The sequence below is a fragment of the Corynebacterium sp. EPI-003-04-2554_SCH2473622 genome (assembly GCF_001665955.1).
Lineage (GTDB): Bacteria > Actinomycetota > Actinomycetes > Mycobacteriales > Mycobacteriaceae > Corynebacterium > Corynebacterium pseudodiphtheriticum.
This window is the reverse complement of record NZ_LZMN01000043.1, coordinates 21,391-33,750: the sequence shown is the minus strand read 5'-3', so window position 1 is coordinate 33,750 and position 12,360 is coordinate 21,391. Positions and strand designations below refer to the sequence as shown.

Annotated in this window: 10 protein-coding genes; 4 read left to right on the top strand and 6 right to left on the bottom strand. The window is 53.4% G+C overall.

The window, feature by feature from the left end:
* Position 1 precedes the first annotated feature (1 nt).
* A complete protein-coding gene (locus A5774_RS05005; protein WP_021353886.1) occupies positions 2–475 on the bottom strand; it encodes a PaaI family thioesterase in 474 nt (157 codons plus the stop codon).
* Positions 476–588: 113 nt separating this feature from the next.
* Between A5774_RS05005 and gndA the strand changes: the two genes are divergently transcribed.
* Complete coding sequence (gndA, locus tag A5774_RS05000; RefSeq protein ID WP_064833660.1) at positions 589–2,055, top strand: NADP-dependent phosphogluconate dehydrogenase; 1,467 nt, start codon at positions 589–591, stop codon at positions 2,053–2,055.
* Positions 2,056–2,079: 24 nt separating this feature from the next.
* Here gndA and A5774_RS04995 read toward each other — a convergent pair whose 3' ends face one another.
* Positions 2,080–3,630 carry a DASS family sodium-coupled anion symporter gene (locus tag A5774_RS04995; RefSeq protein ID WP_156519547.1) on the bottom strand — a complete coding sequence of 517 codons (1,551 nt, stop codon included), beginning with the start codon at positions 3,628–3,630 and terminating at the stop codon, positions 2,080–2,082.
* A 209-nt stretch (positions 3,631–3,839) separates the two neighbouring features.
* On the opposite strand from A5774_RS04995, the gene A5774_RS04990 reads away from it, so the two are divergent.
* The 3 genes from A5774_RS04990 to A5774_RS04980 are packed head-to-tail and all read left to right on the top strand — an operon-like array spanning position 3,840 to position 7,735.
* Positions 3,840–5,285, top strand: coding sequence for a DEAD/DEAH box helicase (locus tag A5774_RS04990; RefSeq protein WP_051619152.1), 1,446 nt, complete (start codon positions 3,840–3,842; stop codon positions 5,283–5,285).
* 46 nt (positions 5,286–5,331) lie between these two features.
* On the top strand, positions 5,332–6,204 hold the full coding sequence (locus A5774_RS04985; protein ID WP_064833658.1) for a hypothetical protein: 873 nt from the start codon (positions 5,332–5,334) through the stop codon (positions 6,202–6,204).
* Positions 6,182–7,735, top strand: a complete 1,554-nt coding sequence (locus A5774_RS04980; protein WP_064833656.1) for a vWA domain-containing protein — start codon at positions 6,182–6,184, stop codon at positions 7,733–7,735. Before A5774_RS04985 ends, A5774_RS04980 begins: the two co-directional genes overlap by 23 nt.
* Before the next feature lie 30 nt (positions 7,736–7,765).
* Here A5774_RS04980 and A5774_RS04975 read toward each other — a convergent pair whose 3' ends face one another.
* The 4 genes from A5774_RS04975 to secA2 form a co-directional block, all read right to left on the bottom strand.
* Positions 7,766–8,350, bottom strand: a complete 585-nt coding sequence (locus tag A5774_RS04975; protein WP_021353880.1) for a MerR family transcriptional regulator — start codon at positions 8,348–8,350, stop codon at positions 7,766–7,768.
* 297 nt (positions 8,351–8,647) lie between these two features.
* The gene (locus A5774_RS04970) at positions 8,648–9,397 is read right to left on the bottom strand and encodes a MerR family transcriptional regulator (RefSeq protein WP_064833654.1); all 750 of its coding nucleotides are present in this window, start codon (positions 9,395–9,397) and stop codon (positions 8,648–8,650) included.
* Positions 9,398–9,406: 9 nt separating this feature from the next.
* On the bottom strand, positions 9,407–9,838 hold the full coding sequence (gene odhI, locus A5774_RS04965) for an oxoglutarate dehydrogenase inhibitor Odhl (protein WP_021353878.1): 432 nt from the start codon (positions 9,836–9,838) through the stop codon (positions 9,407–9,409).
* 205 nt (positions 9,839–10,043) lie between these two features.
* Complete coding sequence (secA2, locus tag A5774_RS04960; protein WP_064833652.1) at positions 10,044–12,344, bottom strand: accessory Sec system translocase SecA2; 2,301 nt, start codon at positions 12,342–12,344, stop codon at positions 10,044–10,046.
* Between the last annotated feature and the right edge of the window lie 16 nt (positions 12,345–12,360).

The following is a 12,360-nucleotide window of genomic DNA, read 5'->3' as shown; positions in this document are numbered from 1 at the left end:
TTTACTGCTGATCTGCTCGTGCACGAAGCTCAGCAATAGGCGGCCCCACCACCATTGTGCGCAAAGTGGTGCGGGCCACTAATTTTTCGTGGTTGTACATCTCTACGTTCCACAATTGCGTGCGTTTTCCGTTTTGTATGGGCTTCGCAATAGCTTCAATACGTCCTTCACTTACTCCACGGATGAAGTCCGTGCTGTTATTGACCCCAACACAGGGGCGTTGTGCACTAATCATAGAAGCCACCGAGGCAACTGATTCCGCAATCGCGCAAAACACGCCCCCGTTGACGCTGCCTGCATACTGCAGGTGCCTCGAATTGACCTCAAGATAAGCGCGAACTTCAGTAGGGGCAGCGTATGAATAAACCAACCCGAGGAGGCTGTCAAGGCCTAACTCGGATCGGTTTAGCTCTTCCAGCTCAGCCTGCTGTAATTGTCTGGTTCCCGCTGCCATCACTGCTTCCAAATAACCCATGTGTCAACTCTATCGGAATTCAAACCATCTATTTGTTAGCCCCAACACATTCCAAGCATTCCAGCTATTCCTCGCTCTCAGGCCTACTGCGGTAGAAGGTAGACTGATCAGTCATGAATAACCAGCAGTCTTCGCAGCAATTGGCAGATATCGCAATCGTCGGGGTCGGAGTCATGGGTTCGAGCTTGGCCCGTAACTTTGCACGCAATGGTTACCGCGTCGCGCTTTACGATCGGCGCACGGAAAACGTCAGCAAACTCATTGCGGAGCATGGCGGAGAAGGAGAATTTGTCGGTTGCAACGATTTGCAGGAGCTGGCAGTTAACTTATCTAAGCCACGCCGCGCGCTACTGATGGTGCCCGCCGGAACTGCTACTGATGCCGCTATCGATGACCTAGTAGAAGCCTTCGACGAAGGCGATATCATTATCGACGGAGGCAACTCACTGTATACCGACACCGTGCGGCGCGAGCGCGCAGTAGCACTCACCGGACGCCATTTCGTTGGTGCAGGTATTTCAGGCGGAGAAGAAGGCGCACTCACTGGCCCCTCAATTATGCCCGGCGGACCACAAGAATCTTGGGAGTCCATCCGACCGCTTTTGGAATCGATCGCGGCCAAAGTCGATGGCGCCCCGTGTGTACGCTATATCGGCGCCAATGGGGCCGGACATTTTGTGAAGATGGTGCACAACGGCATCGAATACGCTGATATGCAGCTCATTGGAGAGGCTTATCATTTGTTACGCCACGGCGCAGGCTTGGAGCCTAGCCGCATTGCCAAGATTTTCCGGGAATGGAACGACGGAGACCTAGCCTCTTATTTAATCGGTATCACCGCAGATATTTTAGAAACCAGTGACCCAGACACCGGCGCACCGATGATCGATGTCATCCACGATGCTGCTGGACAAAAAGGCACCGGGCGCTGGACCGCGAAGGAAGCTTTGGACCTGGGTATTCCGGCGACCGCGATTGGGGAAGCAGTTTTTGCTCGCGCCCTGTCTTCGTCCACAGAGCTTCGCGCTGCCGCCCTGGACCACTTCCCTACCGGCAACCTCGCAGATTTCGCTGCACTGGGAATCAGCGTTGAGGAGTTCATTGAGCATGTGCGCCGGGCGTTGTACGCCTCCAAACTGGTGGCTTACGCACAAGGCTTCGATCTGATTGCCGCTGGTTCAACAGAATACAACTGGAACATTAATCCCCGTGATCTCGCAGCTGTATGGCGTGGTGGTTGTATCATCCAAGCAGCGTTTCTGGACCGCATTGACAATGCCTACGAGAAGCTTCCAGAGCTACCATCGTTGTTACTTGATTCCTATTTCACCGGGGAGCTCGACGGTTTGATCGATTCCTGGCGCACTGTTGCAGCCTCTGCGATCCGCTTGGGTCTTGCTGCTCCGGTATTCAGCTCCTCGCTCTCCTACTATGATTCGCTGTGCTCCAAGCGACTGCCCGCCGCGTTGGTACAGGCACAGCGCGATTATTTCGGTGCCCACACCTATCGCCGGGTTGATAGTGATGGTGTATTCCATCTGGACTGGACCGGAGACAAATCGCAGGAGCAGAAGCGTTAAAACGCCCACCCCTGCTAAGACGGACTAAATAAGGCCCATCCAGTCCCAATAAGTAGCCGAAAACAGCAATACCAGTAGGTAAGCGACGATGGTAAGCGGGATTCCTGTTTTCAGGAACTCGCCCCGGGTAAATGCGCCCGTGCCATAAGCCAGCATGTTTTGCGGCGCAGAAACCGGCAACAAGAAGCCGAAACAGATGACGAACTGCTGGATGACGACAAATCCGATGCTGGCATCACCAGCAGCAATCGTCGTCGACAAGGCGATAAAGACTGGAATCAGTGCGGATGCCAGCGACGTGGCAGAGGCAAATCCGAGGTGGATGAGGATGTTAAACAGCGACACCAACGCAATGGTGGCCAACAATGGCATCGAGTCCAAGCCCATAGCACCAAAAGTTTGCTCGGATAACCAGCTAGCTGCACCCGTATCGAGCAGGAATGTGCCCAGCGAGATACCGACGGCAAAGACGATCAGCGTACCCCAGGACACCAAATCTTGCGCTGTTTTCCAGTCGAAGACGCCGACTTTCGGAAGCAGCATGTAGCTCACTGCAATGACGGTCGCCACTGGTGCAGAAACCGGGTGCAGGATATCGCCAGTCGCCCACACGAATAGCAGCAGTACGGCGACAGCCACCAATCGTTTTTCGCGTCCGGACATCGGGCCGAGCTCTTCGAGTTTTTGCTCAATGAGTTCTCGACCACCGGAAATCGAGTCTGCCTCCGGTTTGATGCTCGCGCGCATTATGAAAAACAGCGCAATGGACATCAGCACCGACCATGGCGCTGCCCAGATAAACCATTGGCCCCAAGAAATAGTCTGACCGAATTCATCCTGGATGAAGTTCAAAGCTACAAAGTTTTGGGCAGCTGCTGTTTGGATACCGACATTCCAAATCGAGACTGCTTGTACTGCGGTGATAACCAATAATGAGGCCATCTTCGAATTTGTCGATAGTCCAAAGGCTGCAACCATACCCAGCAGAATCGGAACCACGGCACCCGCGCGGGCGGTCGCCGAAGGCACGAAAAACGCCAGCAGTGTCGCGATCACGATCGCGCCAATCAAAATATTCGAGGTTTTATCACCGGCGAGCTTCATCACCCAAAGCGCCAAGCGTTCATGCAGGCCAGTTGCCTGCATCGCACCGGCAAGCAACAAAGCAGCAGCTACCAACGCCAGCGCAGAGGTAGAAAAGCCCTGCAAACCAGTGCCCAACGCGGAAGATGTACCGACTATATCGCCAGTCTCTGGGTCTGTCGACAAACCCAGTAGCAACGCAATCAAACTGATAATCAAAAACGCGCTAACCGGGTAGGATACTGCCTCTGTTACCCATAAAACGATGGCGAAAGCCAAAACCGCCAGTGCGACCTGGCCTTCCCATGCCAGGCTTTCGATCGGCAATAGCAAAACGCCCACCAGAGCAGCTACAGCAAGCAGGAACCATATCGGCTGTAGTACGAATCGCACATCACGTTTTTTCTGCGATTGTTCCGGAGTAGCAACATCAGGAACAATATCACCTTCTGGAGTTTTGACCTTCGATCGCGGGAGAAAGTGCTCGGCCACTGTAAGTTTCCTTTGCACGTTGTAGGTGTAGATGAATGGATGGTGGATAAATGGATGTTCAAGAAGGCATTCCTCTCACTTTTCACGCTACAACTCCACAGGCACCGCGGAAGCAAAATTTACTGTAAGTTCTCGCACAGTCGTGCAGTTCACACGCTTTCTCGCATGAATCACGAACCAACTACCACGACGCGCTAGACTGAAGGATAATGACAACTAAACCTGCACAAGAACCATCTTTCGCCGACTTGGGCCTGGCCCGGCCCATCGTGCATTTCCTACGCCGCGAAGGCATCTCCACTCCGTTTCCGATCCAGGCGTTAACCATCCCTGACGTGCTGTCTGGCCGCGACGTCCTCGGCAAAGGCCCCACAGGATCAGGAAAAACCTTCAGTTTCGGTTTGCCCATGCTGCATCGCTTGGCGACGTCCGGCGTCTCGCGCCCGGGCCATCCCCGCGCGCTCATCCTCGCACCAACCCGCGAACTAGCCGCGCAAATCAGTGCTCGTTTGGAAGCGCCTGCTGCTTCCCTAGGATTGCGCGTGTTCAACGTGGTCGGTGGCGTCAATATCAATCCGCAAATTCGTCGCCTCGCCGCACCGGTGGATCTGCTCGTTGCCACCCCGGGACGTTTGCAAGATCTGCTTGATCAGAAAAAACTCAAACTAGATCAAGTGCAGATCGCCACCCTCGATGAGGCCGACCAAATGGCGGACATGGGCTTTTTACCGCAGGTAACCAAACTATGGAATAAATTACCCTCCGATTGCCAGCACTTATTATTCTCAGCAACGCTGGACAAGCAAGTCCAAGCTGTTGTTGACAGGTTTTTGCATGACCCACGTACACACGAAACTGCTCCAGCACAAAGTTCGGTAGACACGATGGAGCATGTTGTGGCACACGTGGGTACGCGCGAAAACCGTAACGAATTGGTAGAAAAAATTGCCGCCCGTGACGGAAAAACGATTATGTTTATGCGCACCAAGCATGGTGTTGACCGGCAAGTGAAAAAGCTGCGGCGCGTCGGGGTGCACGCTTTAGGTTTGCATGGAGACAAATCGCAAGGCGCTCGCACAAAGGCAATCGATGGTTTTAGCGCCGGAACCCTGCCTGTATTGGTCGCCACGGATATTGCGGCCCGCGGCATCGATATTTCAGATGTCAGCTTGGTGGTTCACGTCGATCCCCCAGCAGAACACAAAGCGTATCTACATCGCGCCGGGCGCACCGCGCGCGCTGGAGCCAGCGGCACCGTGATCACATTGGTTTTGGAAGACCAAGAAAAAACCGTGAAATCGTTGCTCAAAAAGGCAGGGGTCACCGCACGTACTATCGTCGCGCGCGGGCCAGGTATACCGCAGGAGCTTGCGGATCTTAGTGGAGCACGCGAACCTTCCGGAAGAGCCTTGCAAGAAAAACCAAGCTCTGTTCAGAACCAGCGCTCAGAAAAAAGAGGATCAGCAAAAAACGGCACTGCTAATAAGAAGGCGCAACAAAAAGCTGCACCGAAAAGAAAAGATCGTCGGCATAAGACCGACAGCGAAGAAGGACGAACCTCGCATTCCCGTGCTGGACGTGGGGGCAGAAAATCTAGCGCATGGGGTGGAAATCCTACTGCGCCGCGCAGTCGTTCCCGTAAGCGCTCGCATTAATTAACCTCGCATTAATTAGTACCGTTTTCGTTAGATTACTAGCACCATGATTTTTACTGAGCAGGAATGGACAGCCCAAGCCGATGCCCACCTCGCGCGTGCTGAGGAACGTCTGGCCCACTATCGGAACCCGGGCATGAAACATCCAGTTTATGATTTCTTGTTTGAGTATTATCCCGTTCGCCCGACACATCTGAAACGCTGGCATCCCGGCGTCGGTTCGGCTATGCAGGGCGATCCGCCACATGCGCACTGGCGTGATTACCACCACACCGAGCGCGGTGTGGAATTGAACGTGCAATCGCTATGGCAGCGGCGTGGTTCGGCAATCGGCTATATCAGGGATTTGCTGACGCGAACAGCTGAACGCCCCGCCAGATTTGACTGTTTTGGTCTACACGAATGGGCAATGGTCTACCGATCTGAAGCCCCACGCCATGATTTACCACTCCGCCTCGGGGCTAAGGGGACGAACGAAGTCGTAGAAAAGCATGATCTCCGTTGCACACATTATGATGCCTTCCGTTTTTTCACTCCCCCAGCACGCCCGCTGAATATCACGGTGCTAAATCGCGAAGATCAGCTCGACTGCGACCAAGGCGGATGCGTGCACGTGACAATGGACTTATACAAATGGGCTTGGAAACTGGGCCCACTAGTCCCAGGTGAGTTATTACACCAGTGCTTCGATCTTGCGGTTAGCGCCCGCGAGTTGGACATGGAGGCTTCACCATACGATTGCCGTGATTGGGGCCTTGGCGTCGTAGCCATTGAGACCACAGCGGGGAAAAACGAATACGTTGCGCGTCAACGTCAACTAGCTGCCCGAGCCGAGCCGCTCCGACACAGGCTGATAAATATTGTGGACCATGCTCAGCGGGCTAGACTAGGTAGCTATGGGGCGTCATTACACACCTGAACAAAAGACTCAATTTTCCGGAGGATTCATTGCCTCCACCATTGCAATCTTGCTGGCAATTATCGCTGTGCTTGCATGGTTATTCTTGGGAAATGGTTCTGAAGACACCGGTTCCAATGCGGATAGCGCCGAAGGTGAATCGTGCATCGAAGGAAATATACAGCTTCCCGTTGCCAGCGGTGACGCAACCTTAACGCAGTCGCTATTGGCCTCCTGGAATGCCACGAAACCAGTGGTGCGTGATCATTGTGTGCAGGCCGTCGTCGCCGAAGATATCGCGAAAGCCGCTGTCTATATCGACGCAGATTCCCCGCGTTTAGCTCAGGCCGTTGCGGCTGCTGGTCGTACAGCAGCCGCAAGCGGTGAACACCCGAAAGTAGCTGGCCAAGCAGCTGGTATTTACGATAAACACGCTGCAACGGATGCGGACGTCGATCTCAAGCTTCCGGCTGACTCCGTCACCTATCCTGGCGACTCAGCAGCATCTGCGGTGGTTGCTTCCGCTCTTGCCGACGGTCCAGAATCTGGCGCGGAGCTTCTTTTGCGGGATGAAAACAAAAGCCTTGCCGACGCTGACGGTCCGGTTGCCGCGGTGCAGGCTATAAGCGCTCAAGATGCAGGCTCGTTCCGTGCCTTGGAGGGCGCATACGTGGAATATGCGGCGGTGGTGTTGAACCAGTCTGACGAAATTGATGAAGAACAGGCCCGCGCCGCGCAAGCTTTCGCCGATGATTTGGCAGCGCAATACCACGGGTTTGAGGCAAATCCGGAAGTAGAAGGCCAAGTGGAGGCTGATACTGATGCTAAGCGATTGGACGCTAGCCCGGTCTGGGAAGCTTACCTAGCACGTACCGCACTGGATTTCGGCAACACCGGGAGTAAGCATCAATCCAACGATGATGCCGCAGCCCAGGACCATAATAAGGACGACGCGAAACACGCCAACGACGCAGCCGATGCTCTGACTGCAACGGATACCCTGTTTTTGTTGGATACCTCCGATGCTATGTCCTCGGGTTTTCCCGGGATCGCAGGACCGTCGCGTTTCCAGGCCTCTGCTGATGCAATCGCAACCCTTGCTCCCGAGTTGAGTGCTCACGGACATTCGGTGGCATTGTGGAATTATTCGTCACCATTAAACCCTGGGGTTACCCAGGGTTTTCGCCGAAATATCGATTTTTCTGATGGCGCAGAGACCGCTCGTTCTGTACAGCTCTTAGGTACTGGTGGAGTACCGCAAACTAACGAAGCGCTACTCGCTGCTGCCCACGCGGTTCGGGATCATTCTGGTATCGCGCAATCGGAGTCTCAGCCATCCCGTATCGTGTTGATTACTTCTGGTACGGCGGATGGTTCCCCAGATTTCCCCGCAAAATTCCGGGAGGCACTGGGTGCCAAGGCAAAACTCAGTGTTGTACATGTTGGTGATGGTGAAACAGATCCAGCTCTACGCGAAGTAGCGAGTCATATCCAGACAGTAAAAAACGCCGCAGAACTCGAAGAGAAGCTGCGGCGTGTCGTTGGACTCTAAAATGAGTCGAGCAAAAACTAATCCAAGATGTTAAGCCGAGTGAGATTTGCGCACACGCAGCGCAGCCAGCTCGTCAATACCAGAAGCAGCTTTAGAGTCGTCCGCAAGGGCTGGGTCAATACGCTCCGCTGGGAACGAACTAATGGTTCCGCTAAGTTCTTTCATAATGCCTGGAATCGCTACACCAAAGACGCCTTGTCCTCCCGAAAGCAAGTCGATGACCTGTTCATTGCTGTGACATTCGTATACCGTTGTGCCATCAGAAACAAGGGTAATCTCCGCGATATCGTTCACGCCACGTTCACGCAAAGACTCGACTGCCAAGCGGATATTCTGCAACGAGATTCCGGTATCAAGCAAGCGCTTGACGATCTTCAAGACAAGAACGTCTTTGAAGGAGTACAAACGCTGCGAACCGGAGCCACGCGCATTTCGGATCGACGGCTTCACTAGATTAGTGCGCGCCCAATAATCGAGCTGACGGTAGGTGATGCCTGCAACCTGGCACGCAATAGGCACGCGGTAGCCAAGTTGTTCATCTGGCCCGAGGTCAAACAGGGACTCCTGGACGTACGGTGCGTCCGTGTACTGGGAACGGGATGAGTTGATAGTCACGTAATTACTCCGATGGAAGTTTGGAATCCTTAAATTATTTAAGGTCAATCCTATTGCCCTTTTACGAAGAATCGGCGCGACACGCCCTAAAGTCTCAATTAAGACTTTAGGGTTCTTCCGTCTCGCGAATCCCAACTGTTAACATGACCCCCATCACTATACTCATATTGGTCGTATCAGCCACAACAGACTCATCATGATGACAGAAAGAAACCGACACCGCAGACGTGCGATGCCGGTTCCAGACGAAAGATCTCCGTGAAAAACCCTAAAATAATGGGCTAGGCATTGAGTTCCTTAAGCATCGAATTCCTCACGCAGGGTGCTCTTAAGCAAACTTGTGTGCAGGGAAACCACCAACGCGGAAATTTGTTGTGATAATTCTTCCGCTTGTTGTTGCGCATTATCTGATTTTCCATGCGTCAACGGGCCTGCAACCTGGGTGATCAGATCTGCATGTCGACGCGCACCATTACGCAGTGATTTCAGCAATCGCGTGTCAAAACCCAACTGCTGCAACGACCGCGCTGTACTCACAATATTTACGTCATCAATGGCAAAAAATCCAGCGGCATCCGGGCGGATCAAACCAGCTCCAGCAAGTTCGGTCACGAACTCAACATCGACGCCTGCTTGGTGTGCCACATCTGAATCCGTGAAACTCCTCGGCCCGGTGGTGCGGAACGTATCCGCAGACATCAAACCCTGTGTAGAATTCGCCCCCACCAAGGCAGTAACTTGCCCGGAGTCCATAGCTTCGAGCTGTTCACGAATGACTTTCAGCGGAAGATAGTGATCTCGCTGGGTAACCAAAATATAGCGCAACCGTGCGACATCTTCTTCGGTGAAACGACGGTAGCCGGACTTTGTACGCTGGGGGGAAATTAATCCCTCCGATTCAAGGAATCGGATCTTAGAAACCGTAATATCCGGAAACTCAGGACGCAAAGATTCCAAGACGACACCGATGGACTTCGCCTTACGGGTCTTGTACGCGCTGCCTGTCCGAGGCGTCGACTGCGCTGCTGCTTGAGATACTGGACTCACAATTACCTATTATTTCTTGGTGTCAGCCAAAAAGACCAATCGGAACTTACCAATTTGGATTTCATCGCCCACAGAAAGCACCTGTGAATTCCGTGGCTCGCGGTTGACATAAGTACCATTCAACGATCCTACGTCTACCACTTCGAATTCCCCATTGTTCAAACGGAATTCTGCATGACGACGAGAAACGGTGACGTCATCCAAGAAAATATCCGCCTCTGGGTGGCGACCTGCGGTTGTGGTTTCTTGGTCCAGCAAGAAACGCGCGCCCGCGTTTGGCCCCCGCTTGACCACCAACAACGCTACGCCTTCGGCGAGGTTTTCGGTATTTTCGGCTGCGGTAGAAGCACCAGCACCGGATTCCATTTCCTTAATTAAATCCGCACGGAAGACTGAGGTTGTCTCCGCCTGTTGCTCCGGAGTACCGGTGTTTTCGCTCATTATCTATCCTCCGCATTGTCGGAAATATTGCCGTTAGTAATCCATCATAGCGCTTAAACGGCTACGACGAGAGTCAAAGTTATTTTCTTTAGCATTTTTTCAACTACGAAAACCCCGCCAAATACCATACTCGTAATTCAAACCGCGGGGCTTTTCGGCTAGTCACCTGCCTAGAAGATCGGGTCGCTAGTTAAGCCTGCGTTCATTAGCGGAATAGGTTGCCGATTCCGCTCAATGCAGAATTTCCCGAGCCAGCGAGCGGATTGTCCGAGACCATATACGTCCAAGTCGCAGATGGGCGAGCTAGGCCCCCTTCGGAAAGATGTGCACCGGCATTATCGATAACTACCTCACGGAAACTTTCTCTAGCAGCCTCTACACCACGACGCACGATTTCTTTAAATTCGCGCACCGCAATCCGGTGATACTCATCGATCGGGGTTTCCCTGGCGATCGCGCGCAGGTGAATCGATTCACGAACATCATCCATATGTTCAAGGTGATCCGCCCAGGCGAGATCAAGATGGTAAAGCATGATCTCGCGGCTTGCTTGCACCAATACGTCGTCGGCAAGACCCGCGGCAACCAATTCGGCGGCACGCTCTGGTTCATACTTACGGAGTTCCGTCCAGGCTTTATCCGTGTCGAGCAAACTACTCCTGCGCTCATCGATGATTTCCCGTTGATCTGCCAACAATTTGTTGTATTTCCAGGTCTGACTATGGATTTCCAGCAATTGAGCTTCTGTCACCCTCTGGCAATGAGCGATAAAATCTACGATACGCCCAGAATCAATCCGGCCGTTCCCGTCCGGCTGGGCTTCTACGGATTCACCTGCCCCGCCGGAAATGACCACATCGTCTTCCAAAGAGACGAAAAACAGACTCAACCCCGGATCCCCCTGGCGTCCTGCACGGCCCCGCAATTGATTATCTAAACGCGAGCTCCGGTGGCGCGTGGTTCCCAGCACTGCCAAGCCACCGGCGTCTTTGACTTCTTGATAGTGGGTTCCATCGGTGCCCCCTAATTTGATATCCGTACCGCGGCCAGCCATCTGCGTTGATACAGTGACCCTGCCTGGCATACCAGCTTCGGCAATAATCGCTGCTTCCTCGGCATCGTTTTTCGCGTTGAGCACCTGCGCATTGATTCCACGTTCTGTTAGAGCGGCGTCCAGGCTTTCTGATTCCGCAACATCCTGAGTGCCAATCAATACTGGCTGTTTCTGTGCATGCAGCAATTCAATTTCGTCTAACAAGGCCTGGGTTTTCTCAGCCACCGTGGCATAGACGCGATCTGCTTCGTCGAACCGCTGCGGCGCTTTATTCGGAGCAATTTCGGAAACGTACAAACCGTAAAATTCGCGTAACTGGTCTGTGGCTTCAACAGCGGTACCGGTCATGCCACACAACTGCGGGTAGCGACGCATTAGTTCTTGAATGGTCAGCGTATCGAGAATTCGGCCGCCTTCTGTGACTTTCAGTCCTTCTTTTTCTTCGACTGCGGCTTGCAATCCGTCCGGCCAACGCTGCAGGTCAGCAACCCGACCTTTCGCGGTATCAATCAGTTTCAACTCGCCATCATGAACCAAATAATGGATATCACGGATAAGTAGGGCTTTTGCATGCAAAGCGAGGTTCACCCGCACCAAAGTACTTCCGATATGTTCATCACTATAAAGCGAATCGATTCCTAGTTCCTTTTCCACCGTCGCCGCACCATCGTCAGTAAGGAACACCGTGCGACCGTCAGTGCCGATGGTGTAGTCGCGTTCCTGCTTTAGGTTGGCTACCACGGTGGTCACGCGTGGGTCTGTAGCTTGGTCGGCTCGGGTTCCTGCAAGCACTAGCGGCACCAGGGCTTCGTCCACCAGTACAGAATCTGCTTCATCAACTAACGCTACGTCAGCTTGTTGAAATACAGCCTGCTCACGAGAAGTAATTTGGTTGTCCCGTAGTACATCAAACCCTAGCTCTTTCACCGGTGCATAGACCACATCAGCGGCATACGCTTGTCGACGCTGCGCCGTGTCCATGGACTCGGTCACTGCAGCTACCTCTAGCCCAAAGCTCTCTACGAGCGGGCGCATCCATTCGGCATCGCGGCGTGCAAGATAATCATTGACTGTGACCACATGCACTCGTTTTCCGCTGAGCGCAAAACCAGTGGCTGCCATCGCGCCAACCAAAGTTTTACCTTCGCCGGTCGCCATATGGATGACATCGCCCGTCAACAATCGCAGTACAGCCTGAGATTGCACGTCGTACGGGCGCAGCCCCAGCTTGCGAGAACTTGCCGTAGCAAGTGCCGCCAAAAACGTGGACTTATCGGTGATCTCACCACTGGGATTCACTGAGCTACGGGCATGCTCACGTAGTTTATCGTCGCTCAGTGAGTCAAAATCCGCGGCCTGTTGCTGGGCTTGGCCGACGATTTTACGCGATTGCTTCTCGTGCTTCGCCGATTTTGCACCCATGGCGTTCCAGAACCAATCGAATTTTCCCACGCTTGCTCAATATCCT

Excerpts from the sequence above, each read along its gene's own strand:
- A5774_RS05005 (WP_021353886.1), bottom strand. The coding sequence starts at position 475 with ATGGGTTATTTGGAAGCAGTGATGGCAGCGGGAACCAGACAATTACAG.
- gndA (WP_064833660.1), top strand. The coding sequence starts at position 589 with ATGAATAACCAGCAGTCTTCGCAGCAATTGGCAGATATCGCAATCGTC.
- A5774_RS04990 (WP_051619152.1), top strand. The coding sequence starts at position 3,840 with ATGACAACTAAACCTGCACAAGAACCATCTTTCGCCGACTTGGGCCTG.
- A5774_RS04985 (WP_064833658.1), top strand. The coding sequence starts at position 5,332 with ATGATTTTTACTGAGCAGGAATGGACAGCCCAAGCCGATGCCCACCTC.
- A5774_RS04980 (WP_064833656.1), top strand. The coding sequence starts at position 6,182 with ATGGGGCGTCATTACACACCTGAACAAAAGACTCAATTTTCCGGAGGA.
- odhI (WP_021353878.1), bottom strand. The coding sequence starts at position 9,838 with ATGAGCGAAAACACCGGTACTCCGGAGCAACAGGCGGAGACAACCTCA.